The sequence below is a fragment of the Lacrimispora indolis DSM 755 genome, assembly GCF_000526995.1.
GTDB lineage: Bacteria > Bacillota > Clostridia > Lachnospirales > Lachnospiraceae > Lacrimispora > Lacrimispora indolis.
The window spans coordinates 1,315,775-1,331,307 of the sequence record NZ_AZUI01000001.1; the positions used below are offsets into that span (position 1 = coordinate 1,315,775).

At 46.5% G+C, this 15,533-nt stretch carries 14 protein-coding genes; 7 read left to right on the plus strand and 7 right to left on the minus strand.

Annotated features, from left to right (window positions below; translation table 11 throughout):
• Window positions 1-335 precede the first annotated feature (335 nt).
• Window positions 336-1,904, minus strand: a complete 1,569-nt coding sequence (locus K401_RS0106300) for a plasmid pRiA4b ORF-3 family protein (RefSeq protein ID WP_024292156.1) — start codon at window positions 1,902-1,904, stop codon at window positions 336-338.
• Between the two features lie 387 nt (window positions 1,905-2,291).
• Here K401_RS0106300 and K401_RS0106310 point away from each other — a divergent pair, with 387 nt between their 5' ends.
• From K401_RS0106310 to phoU, 5 genes are all read left to right on the plus strand, one after another.
• A complete protein-coding gene (locus tag K401_RS0106310; RefSeq protein WP_024292157.1) occupies window positions 2,292-3,218 on the plus strand; it encodes a phosphate ABC transporter substrate-binding protein in 927 nt (308 codons plus the stop codon).
• Window positions 3,219-3,316: 98 nt separating this feature from the next.
• Window positions 3,317-4,255: a phosphate ABC transporter permease subunit PstC gene (pstC, locus tag K401_RS0106315; protein WP_024292158.1), complete on the plus strand. Its 939-nt coding sequence runs from the start codon at window positions 3,317-3,319 to the stop codon at window positions 4,253-4,255.
• Window positions 4,245-5,153: a phosphate ABC transporter permease PstA gene (gene pstA / locus K401_RS0106320; RefSeq protein ID WP_024292159.1), complete on the plus strand. Its 909-nt coding sequence runs from the start codon at window positions 4,245-4,247 to the stop codon at window positions 5,151-5,153. The genes pstC and pstA overlap by 11 nt, the downstream gene beginning before the upstream one ends.
• On the plus strand, window positions 5,150-5,914 hold the full coding sequence (gene pstB, locus K401_RS0106325; protein ID WP_024292160.1) for a phosphate ABC transporter ATP-binding protein PstB: 765 nt from the start codon (window positions 5,150-5,152) through the stop codon (window positions 5,912-5,914). Before pstA ends, pstB begins: the two co-directional genes overlap by 4 nt.
• Before the next feature lie 143 nt (window positions 5,915-6,057).
• A complete protein-coding gene (gene phoU, locus K401_RS0106330) occupies window positions 6,058-6,720 on the plus strand; it encodes a phosphate signaling complex protein PhoU (protein ID WP_024292161.1) in 663 nt (220 codons plus the stop codon).
• A 176-nt stretch (window positions 6,721-6,896) separates the two neighbouring features.
• Here the strand turns inward: phoU and K401_RS0106335 are convergent, their stop codons facing one another.
• The 4 genes from K401_RS0106335 to K401_RS0106350 form a co-directional block, all read right to left on the minus strand.
• Window positions 6,897-7,922: a Gfo/Idh/MocA family protein gene (locus K401_RS0106335; RefSeq protein ID WP_242842296.1), complete on the minus strand. Its 1,026-nt coding sequence runs from the start codon at window positions 7,920-7,922 to the stop codon at window positions 6,897-6,899.
• A gap of 99 nt (window positions 7,923-8,021) precedes the next feature.
• Complete coding sequence (locus K401_RS0106340; RefSeq protein ID WP_024292163.1) at window positions 8,022-8,864, minus strand: carbohydrate ABC transporter permease; 843 nt, start codon at window positions 8,862-8,864, stop codon at window positions 8,022-8,024.
• Window positions 8,861-9,775 carry a carbohydrate ABC transporter permease gene (locus tag K401_RS0106345; RefSeq protein WP_024292164.1) on the minus strand — a complete coding sequence of 305 codons (915 nt, stop codon included), beginning with the start codon at window positions 9,773-9,775 and terminating at the stop codon, window positions 8,861-8,863. The genes K401_RS0106340 and K401_RS0106345 overlap by 4 nt, the downstream gene beginning before the upstream one ends.
• 108 nt (window positions 9,776-9,883) lie before the next feature.
• On the minus strand, window positions 9,884-11,263 hold the full coding sequence (locus K401_RS0106350) for an ABC transporter substrate-binding protein (protein WP_024292165.1): 1,380 nt from the start codon (window positions 11,261-11,263) through the stop codon (window positions 9,884-9,886).
• Between the two features lie 260 nt (window positions 11,264-11,523).
• On the opposite strand from K401_RS0106350, the gene K401_RS0106355 reads away from it, so the two are divergent.
• Together K401_RS0106355 and K401_RS0106360 are read left to right on the plus strand one after the other, a co-directional pair.
• A complete protein-coding gene (locus tag K401_RS0106355; RefSeq protein WP_024292166.1) occupies window positions 11,524-12,285 on the plus strand; it encodes a response regulator transcription factor in 762 nt (253 codons plus the stop codon).
• A 5-nt stretch (window positions 12,286-12,290) separates the two neighbouring features.
• On the plus strand, window positions 12,291-13,976 hold the full coding sequence (locus K401_RS0106360; protein WP_024292167.1) for a sensor histidine kinase: 1,686 nt from the start codon (window positions 12,291-12,293) through the stop codon (window positions 13,974-13,976).
• Between the two features lie 194 nt (window positions 13,977-14,170).
• Here K401_RS0106360 and nagA read toward each other — a convergent pair whose 3' ends face one another.
• Window positions 14,171-15,310, minus strand: a complete 1,140-nt coding sequence (nagA, locus tag K401_RS0106365) for an N-acetylglucosamine-6-phosphate deacetylase (RefSeq protein ID WP_024292168.1) — start codon at window positions 15,308-15,310, stop codon at window positions 14,171-14,173.
• A 55-nt stretch (window positions 15,311-15,365) separates the two neighbouring features.
• Complete coding sequence (locus K401_RS32750; RefSeq protein ID WP_156882213.1) at window positions 15,366-15,524, minus strand: hypothetical protein; 159 nt, start codon at window positions 15,522-15,524, stop codon at window positions 15,366-15,368.
• Window positions 15,525-15,533: the final 9 nt, after the last annotated feature.

The following is a 15,533-nucleotide window of genomic DNA, read 5'->3' on the forward strand; positions in this document are numbered from 1 at the left end:
TCAAAGTGCATTTTGTTTGTTACTGTCGCAGCAGCAACTTTTATAGGATATCATGGCTGTCTGTTTTTGTCAACCATTTTTTTCATTTTCTTAAAAGCTTTTTCATCGATCATCGATGTGTTTTTAGAAGAAAATTTGCCGCCGTTTTCAGCGGCGAGTTATATCTTACCAAAGGCATCGACAAAAGTCAACAATTTTTTTGAATTATTTTATTTTTCTAGAAAAACTAGATTTTCAAAATATTCAAGATAATTAAAACGGGTTCTGTCCTTAGAAAAAGACAGAACCCAGATTAACATATCTAATTTTTTTTACCACAGCATTTCTTACTATACCTAGTTTCTTTTACCACAACATTTCTTATATTTTTTCCCGCTCCCGCAAGAACAAGGATCGTTTGGATAAATTTTCGGAGGGCTCTTGCGCTGAACAGATACAGCCTCCAAGCCCTTCATCACCATTTCATATGGCTTATGGCCTCTGTTTAACACCATCCTGGTATGATTCCATACATCTGTGATAATACCTGTAAGCTGTTCTATTTGCTCTGCGGATTCAAACATAATCCCGGAGGCCTCTATGCCATCCACGACCTCCTGAAGCTGTCCGCCCATACTGAGTTTCGCCTGCACCTGTCGCAGCATATATGGAATTACCTCATCCGGAACGTTCATTTCATCTGTCAGGAATTTGCTCAGCCGGCTTAATTCCTGAGTCATTAAAAAGCCCCCATTGTCTGCCATGAAACGGATTTCCTGCTGGGCAGGGATATAATAAGGAACTTTTTTCTGCATCCGCTGTAAGCCTTCCATGCCATTCTGCCCTGCCAGCGTTCCATCCACAAAGCTTCCATCAACATAAATGACCACAGGACGGTATGGATGAAGAAGCTCATAGGCATGGAGCAGTTCCTCCACCGTAAGCTTTTTATCTTCATATTTATTAAATGTTTCCAAAAGAACCGACGTCGGCGTAACAGCATACAGGGCGTTTGCCGCCCGGAGATAGTCTCCGATCTTACTGAGGCGCTCACGATCTTCCTTAAATCCCGGAGTATTCACCTCTTTATATGCCTTTATTACCTCTTTTGCAACCATAAATTGACTGTCAGGCCCTGCGGTAACATAACCGCCTGCATAAAGAAAATCCATTTCTTCCGCTTCAAAAGACGGTACCTGAAAATCACCTTCCGCCACTTGCTCAAATAATTTTATTTCTGAATTGCGGGCACATAGAAAATAACGACCCATGACATTATGATCCAGGATATGGGTGATGGTCCGTTCTGCCAGTTCTTCCTTTTTTAATTTAGAAAGTCCGCCCATGCTGTGCCTTTTTGCAATCTCAAGGATGCTGTTTTTATCATAACAGTCGAAAACATCGGCGATAAGGACCCCTTCCGAAGCAGATTTTACTTCCTGACCCAGGCGTTTATTGACCTCGGACATATCATATTCTTTCAGTTCCTTGGAGCCTGACTCCAAAAGTTCATAATACCCGGCCATGCTTTTGCAGGATTCCGGAACTGTATCTCCTTTGAATTTAACAACCTGTCCCCAGTTTCCCTGATAATCCTCGACCTTATCTTCCATCTGAATGGCAAGCTCCCAGTTCTTATCAGGGCCATATATATATGTAAACTTGCCGGTACCTGATACCAGGCTGTCGATCTTTTCATCACTTAAAAGATATTGAAATTTCTGGGACAAGTTCTCCTTATCCGGAACTACCCTTACCCCTTCAGAACGGAATTCAAATTCATACAGGTTTTCGTCGGACCAGCAAAATGCTGTCTGAATCGTTTGGTGAAGCTTTCCAAAGGTTATTCCTTCCGGTACCAGAACCCTTCTCCAAATCGGCGGCTTGCTGCCTTTGATCGTGATTTTCAGTTGATATGCTCCCATGAAAACGCCCTCCTGTCTTGTATCCTTTGTATCCGTTCTTAATTTACGGAATGATTTTTTATATTTCTACTATAAAATAAGCGCACGTTACAATTTACCATATTTCTTACTGTTCTGTCCAGTCCATTCCGTTAATTTTTCCACAGAAAAGTCTGTTTTTTGTAATTATTCCAGTCTTTTTTCCTTTCTCACCGCCTTCTGAAGGAAATAAAAGAATTTCATTCTCCCATTCAGCGAATACTAATAGAGGAAAAAATGAGTGCGGGCATGCTTTACACAACCTTTACATTTTCTATACTAAAACATGATATCAGAAAAGTTTTTAGGCTGATATACTCCATGATGTAAGCGAAAGCAATTTAAAAAGAAAAGAGGAGAAAGTAATTTATGAAAAAAAATATTGTTAAAGCACTTGCATTAGCTGGATTGGCAGTTCTTACTATGGGAACTTTAGCTGGCTGCGGCAGCAGCAATAATGCAGAGACACAGGCTCCTAGTACTACAACTGCGGCTGGCGCTTCCACTGAGACCACCTCTGCAGGAACCACGGCTGCCAAAGAAGAGGCCTCTGCCGACTTAAAAGGATCTATCAGCATGGTTGGTTCTACTTCTATGGAGAAGTTCGCAACCGCTTTAAGTGAAGTTTTTATGGAAAAATATCCGAATGTTACCGTACAGGCCGAATTCGTTGGATCCGGCGCAGGAATCGAAGCAGTGACCAATGGCTCCGCTGATATCGGCAATTCTTCCCGTAACTTAAAAGAGGAAGAAATAGCAAAAGGTGTTACTGAAAACATCGTTGCAATTGACGGCATTGCAGTTGTCTCTGATCCTGCCAATACTGTTGAAGATTTAACCAAAGATCAGCTGATCAACGTTTACAATGGTACAACCACCAACTGGAAAGACTTAGGCGGAGCAGATCAGCCCATCGTTGTCATTGGACGTGAGTCCGGTTCCGGTACAAGAAGCGCTTTTGAAGAGCTGTTAAAGCTGGAAGATGCCTGCAAATACAGCAACGAACTGGACAGCACCGGTGCCGTTATGGCAAAGGTCGCTTCCACTCCAGGCTCCATCGGTTATGTTTCTCTGGACGTTCTTGATGACACCGTTAGTACCTTAAAGCTGGAGGGCATAGAGCCTACTCCGGAAAACATCAAAGCCGGTTCCTATTTCTTAAGCCGTCCATTTGTTATGGCAACCAAGGGAGAGATTTCCGAGCAGAGCGATCTGGTGAAAGCATTGTTTGACTATATCTATTCCGGTGACGGAACCGAGTTAGTAAAATCTGTTGGTTTAATCCCGGCAAACTAGTTGAAAAGGAACTCTTCTCATACTGCATAGCGATAATATTTACAGGGGACGCGGCCAGAGAATCATGCTACGTCCCCGTTTTTGAAAGGAGCTGTTATATGCGTCCAAAGTCTTATTCCATATTTAGCGGCCACGGAAGTAAATCAGGGGTAGAACATGCTGCAGAGGTTATCTTTACTGTCTGCGGCTTCTTTGCTGTTCTGGCAGTGGCCTCCATCACTCTGTACATGATCATAAGCGGCACTCCGGCTTTATTTAAGGTGGGTATCCTGGATATACTGTTCGGAACCATCTGGAAGCCGGAAGCCGCTTCTCCAAGCTTTGGCATCCTTTATGTTATCCTGACCTCCATCATGGGAACAGCCATGGCGATTTTAATCGGCGTTCCCATTGGCGTCATGACTGCTGTTTTCCTGGCGGAAGTGGCCCCTGAAAGGCTTACCAATATCGTGCGTCCGGCAGTGGAGCTGTTAGCCGGCATCCCTTCTGTTATTTATGGTTTGCTTGGTATCCTGATTTTAAATCCTATCATGTATAAGCTGGAATTAAAAATATTTGCAGGCTCTTCCACCCATCAGTTTACGGGAGGTGCCAATTTAATTTCTGCTGTTTTAGTGCTGTCCTTAATGATTCTTCCCACTGTTATCAATATCAGCGAAACGGCCCTACGGGCTGTGCCGCAGCACTTAAGAAGCGCTTCCCTGGCCCTTGGTGCCACCAAGATCCAGACCATTTTCAATGCGGTTCTGCCGGCGGCAAAATCCGGTATCATCACCGCAATCGTCCTTGGAACAGGGCGGGCAATTGGCGAGGCAATGGCCATCAGCCTGGTGTCGGGAAGCGCAGTAAATCTTCCGCTTCCTTTTAACTCAGTCCGCTTCCTGACAACGGCCATTGTTTCGGAAATGTCTTATTCCGCCGGGCTTCACAAACAGGTGCTTTTTACCATTGGCCTTGTCCTGTTTGCATTTATCATGCTCATTAACATTACCCTTAATAATCTGTTAAAGAAAGGAGAGGAACGTCATGACAAATGATATTATCATCCCTGTTCAAAAAAATTCTGCTGCAGCACACAGCATTTATAACCGGAAAAACCGGATCTCTGATTCTGTCTTAACGGTTCTCATTTACTTATGCGCTTCCATCTCCATTCTGGTTTTAATCGGTATCATGGGCTATGTCTTTGTCCGGGGCATTTCCCAGATCAACGTAGAATTCTTAACCAGCGTGCCAAGTACCATCAGGGGAACCTTTGGCATCCTGGGAAATATTGTAAACACTTTATATGTTGTGGCCATTACCTTATTGATCGCCACTCCTTTAGGAGTTGGTGCAGCCATTTATCTAAATGAATATGCAAAAGGCGGAAAAGTGGTCCGCATCATCGAGTTCACCACAGAGACCTTATCAGGTATCCCTTCCATCATCTTCGGCTTATTTGGCTATGTATTTTTCGGGATCACCCTGGGCCTTGGTTATTCCATTCTCACCGGTGCATTGACCTTGTCCATCATGGTCCTTCCTCTCATCACCAGGACCACACAGGAAGCCTTAAAGACTGTACCGGAAAGCTACCGCTCCGGCGCTTTGGGCATTGGTGCAACCAAATGGTATATGATCCGGACCATCCTGCTTCCAAGCGCCATGCCCGGCATTGTGACCGGAATCATCCTGGCCATCGGCCGTATCGTGGGAGAATCCGCTGCCCTTCTCTTTACGGCAGGAAGCGGTTATCTTCTTCCCAGGGACTTTTTCGGAAAAATATTTGAATCAGGCGGCACCCTGACGATTCAGCTTTACCTATGCATGCAAAAGGCTAAATACGATCAGGCCTTCGGAATTGCCGTTGTCCTTCTGGTCATTGTACTGGCAATAAACGGACTTGCAAAATTTCTGTCTCATAAATTCAATACGGAGGTTAAAGAATCGTGAATACCAATACAGTTAAAATCTCAACCAGCAATTTAAATCTATATTATGGGACCAACCATGCCTTAAAGGATGTAAACCTGGATCTTTATACAAATAAAATTACGGCCTTTATCGGGCCTTCCGGATGTGGAAAATCCACTTACTTAAAAACATTAAATCGAATGAATGACCTGGTTCCAAGCGTAAAAATAGAAGGAGAAGTTCTTTTAGACGGGGAGAATATTTACGATCCCAGGGTAGACACCACTCTTCTGCGAAAAAAAATCGGCATGGTATTCCAACAGCCAAACCCATTTCCAATGAGCATTTATGACAATGTGGCTTATGGCCCAAGAATCCATGGAATCAAGAATAAATCCGAACTGGACTCCATTGTGGAAAAAAGCCTGAAAGGAGCCGCTCTCTGGGATGAGGTATCCGGCCGCCTAAAAAAGTCTGCTCTTGGCCTTTCCGGCGGCCAGCAGCAGCGCCTTTGTATTGCCCGCGCCCTGGCTGTTGAGCCGGAGATACTGCTTATGGATGAACCCACCTCAGCCTTAGACCCGATCTCCACCCTAAAAATCGAAGACCTGATGGATGAGCTGAAAGAGAAATACACGGTTGCCATCGTCACCCATAACATGCAGCAGGCAACCCGAATCGCCGATTATACCGCCTTTTTCCTTGTGGGAGAAGTAGTGGAATACGCTTCCACAACTGAGCTGTTCACATCTCCCAAAGACAAAAGAACCGAAGACTATATCACAGGCCGCTTCGGCTGATCCGCTTTATCTTGAAAGAAGATAAAGCCTTTGGCGAATTGCAGAGCGGCACAGATGTATGATGTCAGCAAGGCTGACGTACCACTCGCAGCAAGTACGCCTCTGGCGTACTTGAATGATAGAACAAAGAAGGAGAACAAAAAATGACAACGCGAGTTAATTACGAACACGAATTAGACCTCTTAAACCACGACATAAAGGAAATGGGGCGTATGGTTGAAACCTCCATTGAACAGTGTTTTGTGGCATTCGAAGATCAGGACTTTGAAAAGGCAGAGGATATCATAAAAGGAGACCGTACCATCAACGACTTAGAACGTTCCATCGAAGCCCGCTGCCTCTCCATCATCCTGCGCCAGCAGCCTGTTGCCGGAGATTTAAGAGTCGTTTCCAGCGCCTTAAAAGTGGTTACAGACTTAGAGCGAATCGGCGACCACGCTTCCGACATTGCCGAACTCATCCTGCGCATCAAAGGCGAACACGTATACCACGTCGTCCGCCACATCCCATCTATGGCCGCCGCAGCAAGAGAAATGGTCCGCAGCTCCATTGAGGCCTTCATCAATCAGGATTTAGAAACCGCAAAGAAAATCGAGAAGCAGGACGATGTGGTTGACGAATTATTTGATAAGGTAAAAAATGATGTAGTAGATTTACTAAAACACTCTAACGAGCATATTGACCAGTGCATTGATTTGCTGATGGTAGCAAAATATTTAGAACGCATTGGGGATCATGCTGTAAACGTATGCGAATGGACCGAGTTTTCAAAAACCGGAGCATTGAAGAATGTACGGATATTGTAAAGCTACAAGCAGTGCGTCCACAAAAGCGGAAGAGCTCATAAGAATGCCAGCATTCTTATGAGCTCTTTTGATTTTATGGACATAGGGCGACAGCCCGTCAAGCGAGAAGTAGCGCAGCGGATTCGAGCTTGAGCACTGCGGACCAGCGTTCCACACAATCAAGCCCAATTATTTCCTTAATACACGACATCCACAATCCCCCCCGTATCCGCCGACTCATGAATAGCAATAATTGCCAGTGCAATGCGACGCGCATCCTCCAGCGTTACACGAAACTCCTTCCCATCCACCAGCCGATCCACAAAGTCGCGTATACTCTCATAAGAAAGTCCCTTACACTTGTCAAATACCATATTAGTTACCATAACATCAGGGATCTGCATGCATTCATCCGTAGCGATTTGAATCAGGTTGTGATTGGAGGCATTAATATTTACCTGTCCTTTCGTCCCCATCACACTACACTTAAAATCATTAACATTTCCATTGCCATTCGGTGTTACCCAGCCATTTTCCATATGGGCGATCCCGCCATTCTGAAAGATCACAGTCGTCAGATACACATCCGCCGTATCCACCCCCAGTTCCTTCAAGATCCCCACTCGTTTCACAGAATATACCTGTTTCACTTCGTCATTAAAAAACCAACGCAATGCGTCCAGGCTGTGACTGCCCAGGAACCAGAGAATCGAGGAATCCGCTGCCCATTTGAGCATGTCTGTGGCCACCCATTTGATGTCGCTGTGACGAATATAGGCTGTCCAGGGTTCACCGATTGTTCCGTCGTCGATCTTCTGCTTCGCCACATTAAACGCCGCACTCCATCGGTTATGCAGGTCGACCATGCAGCGCACACCGTTCCTTTCCACCGCTTCGCATATACGCGCTATATCTTCTCTTGTGGTTGCCAGCGGCTTCTCAATCAACATATGTTTTCCGGCATCTGCCATGCAAACTGCGATATCCGCATGAAGAAAATCCGGCGTAACCACTGCTACCGCGTCACAATCGCTCTTTGCTGCCATTTCATGATAATCTGTATAAACCTGTGTAATCCCCAGCTTTGCAGCCAGTGCTTTTGCTCTGGCTTCGTCTTTATCGCAGACGGCAACCGGTTCAGCATTGGGGTGTTCACGATAGATCGAAGCATGTGTTTCCCCCCATACACCGGCGCCGATAATTCCCATTTTTACCTTTTCCATTCTGATTCCTACCTTTCATTTTAGTCAAGCGGATATTCCCAATCCTCTTCGCTGCTTGATTCAGTTAAATATTTTCTTCCCCGCATCCATTTCATAGCCCTACTGCTTGACCGCTCCCGCAGTCATACCTGAAACAAGGTATTTCTGTAGCACCAGGAATACAAACACCACTGGTATTGTAATCATGAAAGCACCCGCCATAATCGTCGGCCAGTCAGTGCCATACTGCCCCTGAAAACTGGAAATGCCAACCGGCAGTGTCCACTTACTGTATGTACGCATAAAAATACTGGCAAATAAATACTCATTCCAGCCTGTAATAAAAGAGAAAATACACGTAGCCACCAGTCCGGGCACCGTCAACGGAAGAACGATATGCATAAAGGTCACCCAGCGCCCGGCACCATCCACCCTGGCCGCCTCATCCAGGGATGCAGGGATGCTGTCAAAAAAACCTTTCATTGTCCATGTGCAAAATGGAACCGCAAATGTTACATTTGCCACCACCAGTCCCAGCGTGGTATCTAACAGCTTGAGGCTGGACATGATTGTATATAACGGGACAATGAGCAAACTCCCCGGCAGTACCTGTGTCATCAGGATTGTGTACATGATCCCCTTCCGTCCCCGAAAACGAAACCGGGAAAGTCCGAACCCGCCCAAGGCGGCGATCGCCATAGAAAACAACGTGGTGCACAATGCCACAATGAAACTATTCTTTGCCCATATCAGAAAATTGAAACTGTTGGATTTTTCAGTAAGCAGCTTCACATAGCCCCGGAGATTGGGCTCCTTTGGTATATATCCCGGCGGATTGGAGTAGACTTCTCCAGCTGCCTTAAATGAAGTCGAAAGCATCCAGAATACCGGAAAAAGTACAAATACAAGCATAAGAATAACCAGGACGATCACCATGATTCTGTAGAGCAATGGTTTTTTCATACCGCTTCCTCCTTCCTGTCCACAACCCGGAAATAAAACACTGTAAACAGAATGGAAAATACCAACATGATCATCCCTGCCGCAGCCGCTTTCCCGAAGTCAAAATACTGGAAAGCCGTCTGCTGTATAAAGATTGTAAGAAGCTCTGTCGCCCTGGACGGCCCGCCCTTTGCCAGACAGTAGGCGATGGCATAGTCTTTGATCGACCAAATAATCAGCAGAAGAAACACAACTTTGGCAACCGGCTTAATCCCCGGAATCGTAATAGCCATCAGTTTCTGCCAGCCATTGGCACCGTCGATTGCAGCCGACTCATACTGTTCCCCTGGTATACTCTGGAGTCCGGCCAAAAGCATGATCGCCACAAATGGAAACCCCTTCCATATATTCACAGCCATAGCCGCCGGCAACGCGGCCGTGGGATTTTGCAGCCAGCCCACATTTTCCTGGATAAGCCCCAGATTGGAAAACAGATAATTGACAATCCCATAATCCTTGTCATACATCAACACCCAGATCAGACAGGCAACCACTTCCGGAATCGCCCACGGAATGATGAGGATAGATCGAGCCGCCGCCCTGCCCCGAAACCGCTCGTTCACAAGCAAAGCCACCCCGAATCCCAACAGATACCGTACAAAAACCGTTACCACGATATAAAGGAGTGTCACCTTCACTGAATTGAAAAAATGGCTGTCTTGAAACACTGCCTGATAATTTTTAAGTCCGACAAAGTAATTGCCATCGGGTGAAGGTTTGCTCATATACCAATACTGCACGCTCATAACTGCAGCCCTCACGATCGGTAGTGCGAGAAACACAGCCAGGATGATGATCAGTGGCGCCAGAAACAAGGCAGCTCCCCATCGTTCCCCCGCTTGGTCTTTCTTTTGTGCTCCGCTTTGTTTCATAGATACCTCCATTCTACTGTCATTCCACTTCCATACGGACAAAATGCTTTCTCTTTCAACGAATCAGCCGTCATCAGTTTGCGGCTGATTCGTATTTTTATTGTCTGATTATTTATTCATAATCTCCTTGATCTGTTTGGCTGCATCATCCAATGTTGTTTTTGCATCAGCCCGTTGTTCTGAGAACATCGCCTGTGTAGCATCGATCATCACCTGGCTCAGTTCCTGCTGTTGCGGTATCGCCGGATCACTGACCAGATCCGCGTAGTTCTCCTGGGCAAACGTAAGGAATTTCTGTTCCAGCTCATGACCGGCGATATATTCCGGTGTAGACGCATAAGCTTTGTTGCTGGGGATCATGCCACAATCAGCAACCAGTGCCTGTGCCTCATCACTTGCCATCCATTCCATGAATTTCCAAGCCTCTTCCGGGTTATTACAGTTTTTACTCAGCATTGTAACCAGCGGATAGTTGGTTGGATTGGGTTTATAGGTTTTTCCTTCATAGACCACATCAAAAGAAGGGATCAGTCCGATGTCATCCATCAGTGCGTCATCACGCTCGCGGGTCATACCGACGAACCACGGTCCGTCATAGTTGAACGGCACTTCCTTATTCCAGAACAATTCACGGGAATCCTTTTTATCAGGAACAGGTTTTCCTCCCTTTTCATCCATCAGAAAATGCTGCCACCACTGGGCTGCCCATACATTTTCCGGTGAATTGACATTGACACGTTCTGCTGTGAAGGGGCCAGCCTCACCATCCAGGAAATAAAGTCCGCCTGATACCGGACGTGCCAGCATGCGGCACCATTCACCGACCACAAAACTGTGGGAACTGACCACCACACCCATTCCATATTTTCCATCTTCTGCAAACACTTTGCAGGCTTCCAGGAAATCTTCCTGGGTTTTGATGCTCTCAGGATCGATCCCTTTCTCTTCCAGCATGCTCTTGCGGTAGAAGATACCGGTTGTTCCCCAGGCATAGTTGGCAAGTGCCAGTGTTTTACCATCGATTGTGCAGAATTCCTGCCCGGACAGCTGATCTGCTGTAATACCTGACGCGCTTATGTAAGGCGCCAGATCCACGCAGACACCGTCCGCAAGAAGGCTGTTGTAGCTTGCAATATTTTCCGGATATACCTGAATGATGTCTGCTTCATTTCCAGCCAACACCTCTGTTGTCAAGTTATTCCAGTAGTCCGCCCATCCGGCACCAAAGATCTCGACTGTGACATTGGGATTCAGCTCAGTATATCTGCTGATCAATTTGTCAATCGCCGCCCGGTGCGGCTCTTCCACATAAACAGAGGTGGAAAAAGTTAGTGTGACTTTCTCTCCGCCTGCACCTCCTGTTGTCTGAGCCTCCGTTGATCCGCCCGGAGCCGCTGTCGTGGCTGTGCCGTCTGATGCACTTGAGCCGCATGCAGTCAAACCGGCTGCCAAAGCTGCCGCTAACAGAATAGACATTACTCTCTTCATAATCTTCTCCTCCTTTTTTTTAAATCGCTTCACACCGCCAGCCACTGTCCACACCTTCAAACAAAAACTGGCACAAGTTACCATCTGCAAAGTTGCTTGTAATGCTTCTGCTTATTTGCTATAATGATTATGTTTTAATTATAATGCACAAATAAATTTTCGTACATGTACTGTATTAAGGAAAAATGACCAAAATATATCGATTATCTGAGAATTTTCCATGTTTTGAACGGATGAAGAATGGTTAAGGAGGGCAAAGAATGGTCTACGATGCTGTGATTATCGATGACGAACCTTGGTCCATCGTCGATATACAAAAAACATTTCCGTTTGAGGAATTGGGATTTCATGTTACCGGTACATACTTAGATTCCAGAAAGGCGATGCAGGCGCTTATGGAATCACCTCCGCATCTGGTAGTGACGGATATCTGTATGCCAAATCTGGGCGGTCTGGAACTGATCGAGTACCTGCGCCAGAAAGGACTAGCTTGTGAAGTAATTATCATGAGTGGATACAATGACTTTGCATACGCCAAGCGGGCGATCCGCCAGGGCGTATTCGGCTATTGCCTGAAGCCCACAGACACATTGGAAGTCAAAAGTCTCCTGATTGATTTGAAAAAGAAACTGGATGCCACATACGGCCACGCCGGTAAGCTGCCGCTCGAGATGGCTGCCCCGCCTACCGCTTTTGAGGAACTGTTGGCCTATATGCGCGTTCATTACAACGAAAAAATGACCCTGGAGGGACTGGCTAAACGCTTCTCGCTGAACCCCAACTATTGCTGCAGTCTGTTTTCTCAATCAGTGGGAACCACGTTTTCCCAGTATCTGACTGATCTGCGTATCGACCGTGCCCGGTCTGCTTTGGCACAACCCGGCGTCAAGGTGGAGGATGTCGCCCGACAGGTAGGTTTTTCCGATGCCTTCTATTTTTCCAAAGTCTTCAAAAAGCATTGCGGACTATCGCCGCGAGAGTACCGTCAACAGCTGCAGTCGCAGACACTGCCCCGGGAGTGATCAATATGAGAAAACGGCTTTCCAGTATGTTCGTCATCGCCATCCTGATTCCGGTGATGATCATCATGATCTATCAATTGTTCGTGTTGGACTGGCTCAACAGCCACAACCAGCAAAAGTTGGATACCTATGGTGAAAATACCTCCATCACTATGACACAGAACATCTCACTGATGCTTGGCAATCTGGTGAACGCCGCCCAGACATTCACCTACAGTCATGAGGTCCAGTCGATGGCAGCAGGGGAACTGGCCATCAATCCTGTGCGTATCAACACTATCATCATGATGGCACAAAGATACAATCCCGATGCAATGGATGTCCTGTTGACAGATATGAATGGAACCACCTACAGTCTGAAAGGTTACCTGTCCCAGGTAGTGGAACAATATGTCAAAGAATATGCCGGGCAGCATTACACCAGTCATCAGCCCGCAACATTTACAATCTTTGAGCAGGATACAAATAAAACTTCCTACTTGCTGTATTCAGCCCCTGTCTTTGCCACCAACATGGCCGCTCACTATGGAAAACAGGTAGGCGTTATCTCCATTTTGTGCAGCACCAAACAACTGCAAACCATCCTCCAGAGTACAGACGATATGCAAGCTGAGCTTGTTTCTGCAGACACCGGACAGATTTTACTGAAAAACAGCCATTCATATCCAAAGGGCCGCGTCTATACGCAAAGAATTCCCGGCACCGGGTTGGAACTGCGCTGTACCGCCTCCGGGATCGGCACAGATGATGAGTCCAGTTTTTTCCTGAAACACATCGTGATTTCCATCATCATCATGGTCCTGTTATTTATTTATCTGGCCTGGATCGTCCATCGGCTTTTTCTGAAATCCATCATGCAAATGAATCGGGAGATCTGCCTGTTGAACCAGCAGGATACCACAGCCCGTCTGAAAAATATCCCTGAAAACGAGATCGGCTCCATCGCCACCTACATCAATCAAATGCTGGATATGGTACATGGCCTGAATCAGCGTATGACAGAAAATCTGGAACGGCTGTATCAGGCAGATCTGCTGAAAAAGAAAACACAGCTGTATGCTTACCAGAGTCAGATCAATCCACATTTCCTCTACAATATGCTGCAATGTATGCGTGGAATTGCATTAACCAGAGACATGCGGGACATCGCTGATATCTGTACCAGTATGGCCACCATCTTCCGGTACTCCATTAAAGGAGAGACCCAGGTGCCGCTGGAACGGGAACTGTTCATCACAGACCTATATCTCAATATGCTGCGGGTCCGGTTCCAGGACAGAGTGCAGTATATGATCGATGTTGATCCGTCTTTTGGTGTTCACCGCATCGCCAAGCTGACCCTGCAGCCGCTCGTGGAAAATGCTGTCTTTCACGGTCTTGCTCCCAACGGTTATGAAGGTACGATCACTATCACCGCGCAGATCGAATACGATCAGCTTTACCTGAAGATCCACGATGATGGTGTGGGCATCCAGCCCAATTTGCTGGAGTCTCTGCGTCAGCAGATGGAATCCCCTATCCAAATGGAAACAGAAATGGACGAAGATGCCCATATCGGGATCATCAACGTCCATAATAAACTGCGGTTATGCTATGGTATGGAGTACGGTCTGTGCATTGAAAGCAAAGTCGGCGATACCACCGTTACAGTGCTGCTGCCTTTGCAGGAGGCATTTCCTGAGGAGATGTGAAGAAAACATTTTAAAGGACCAGGTGATAATATTAAAAATCATTATAAGCAATTTAGAGTATGCAGCAAGGAAGGGCATCCGCCAGTTGTACCGGATGCCCTTTCTTGCAATAACAACGATTAAGAGGTGATGATGGATGAAGGCAGAGTGCCGAATAATGAACTTACCCTTAAACCAATCCTTTTTCCCTCTTACTACAACATCGCCCTACCTCTACAATAAGTCTGAACCACTTCATAGTCATCCCGAAGAACAACCATATCCGCATCACACCCGGCAACCAGTCTCCCCTTCCTGTCATCCACACCAAGACACCTGGCCGGATTAATAGTACAGGAATTCAAAGCCGAATCAAAAGGCACCATAGCATCCTCAACCAAAATCTTCAACCCCTTATTCGCTCTCAGCGTGCTTCCGGAAATCGTATTCGTCCCCTTTAAATAAGCCAGGCCATTCTCCCTAATCTCAATGCTATGCCCGCCCAGCTGAAAATCCATACCAACAGGGCAATGCTTTGGACAAAGAGAATCCGTAATCATAATCGCATGATCCCTTCCCTTAATCGCATAATAATTATTAAGCGCCGCCAAATGAGAATGGCACCCATCACAAATGATCTCGCCATAAATATCCCTCACCCTAAACGCAGCGCCTACCAAACCCGGATCCCTGTGATGATAAGCCGTCATACCATTATATACATGAGTCATGGAAGTCGCTCCATTGGCAATCCCCATAAGCGCCTGCTCATAGGTAGCAGACGAGTGGCCCATGCTGACCACCACTCCGGTATCCTTACAATACCTTGTCAGAGTGAAGCCCTCATCATGCTCCGGCGCAAGTGTGATATATTTAATCATTCCCTTAGCCGCTTCCTGATACTCTTTAAACTGCTCAACAGAGGCAGTAGCGATTGCCTCCGGCGGCTGGGCTCCCTTATACCTCATATCCAGATAAGGCCCTTCAAAATGGATTCCCAGGATCTCAGCCCCTTCGTATCCGCCTTCCGCCACAGCCGCCACATTGGCAACCGCCTTGGTCAGCACTTCCGGCATCTGAGTCACTGTAGTAGGAAGAATAGAAGTCACTCCCTCTTCCGGTATCCGTCTCATCCAATTCCGAAGTCCTTCCGGTTCCCCGTCATTGGTATCATATCCATACGCCCCATGGGTATGAATATCAATAAACCCAGGAACGATCCTGTCATCGCCATAATCCTTGTCTGCCGCCATCTCATCATAGGCACGCACTACCTTGATCTTTCCATCTTCCACTTCCAGCTGTGCCGGGATAAACTGCCCTGCAATCCAGACCCGTCTGCTCTGTATTATCATAACCGTAGCCCTCACTTTCCTGATTTCCCGCCCATGCGTTCCAAGCAGAACCAGCTTATTTCACCTTGCAGGCTCCGCCCCTCTCAACAGGACATAAGAGTATTTCCCAGGGACTTAATCCCATTCCCAACACCCGTTTGCCCATGGGCTGATGCTTATCTATAGTATAAACACTTCCCTCCCCGTTTTCAAGGAGTTTCAAACCGGTTTCCATTCTTTTATA

What these genes read in the sequence shown, in the direction of transcription:
- K401_RS0106300 (WP_024292156.1), bottom strand. Translation starts at nt 1,904, where the DNA reads ATGGGAGCATATCAACTGAAAATCACGATCAAAGGCAGCAAGCCGCCG.
- K401_RS0106310 (WP_024292157.1), top strand. Translation starts at nt 2,292, where the DNA reads ATGAAAAAAAATATTGTTAAAGCACTTGCATTAGCTGGATTGGCAGTT.
- pstC (WP_024292158.1), top strand. Translation starts at nt 3,317, where the DNA reads ATGCGTCCAAAGTCTTATTCCATATTTAGCGGCCACGGAAGTAAATCA.
- pstA (WP_024292159.1), top strand. Translation starts at nt 4,245, where the DNA reads ATGACAAATGATATTATCATCCCTGTTCAAAAAAATTCTGCTGCAGCA.
- phoU (WP_024292161.1), top strand. Translation starts at nt 6,058, where the DNA reads ATGACAACGCGAGTTAATTACGAACACGAATTAGACCTCTTAAACCAC.
- K401_RS0106335 (WP_242842296.1), bottom strand. Translation starts at nt 7,922, where the DNA reads ATGGAAAAGGTAAAAATGGGAATTATCGGCGCCGGTGTATGGGGGGAA.
- K401_RS0106340 (WP_024292163.1), bottom strand. Translation starts at nt 8,864, where the DNA reads ATGAAAAAACCATTGCTCTACAGAATCATGGTGATCGTCCTGGTTATT.
- K401_RS0106345 (WP_024292164.1), bottom strand. Translation starts at nt 9,775, where the DNA reads ATGAAACAAAGCGGAGCACAAAAGAAAGACCAAGCGGGGGAACGATGG.
- K401_RS0106350 (WP_024292165.1), bottom strand. Translation starts at nt 11,263, where the DNA reads ATGAAGAGAGTAATGTCTATTCTGTTAGCGGCAGCTTTGGCAGCCGGT.
- K401_RS0106355 (WP_024292166.1), top strand. Translation starts at nt 11,524, where the DNA reads ATGGTCTACGATGCTGTGATTATCGATGACGAACCTTGGTCCATCGTC.
- K401_RS0106360 (WP_024292167.1), top strand. Translation starts at nt 12,291, where the DNA reads ATGAGAAAACGGCTTTCCAGTATGTTCGTCATCGCCATCCTGATTCCG.
- nagA (WP_024292168.1), bottom strand. Translation starts at nt 15,310, where the DNA reads ATGATAATACAGAGCAGACGGGTCTGGATTGCAGGGCAGTTTATCCCG.
- K401_RS32750 (WP_156882213.1), bottom strand. Translation starts at nt 15,524, where the DNA reads ATGGAAACCGGTTTGAAACTCCTTGAAAACGGGGAGGGAAGTGTTTAT.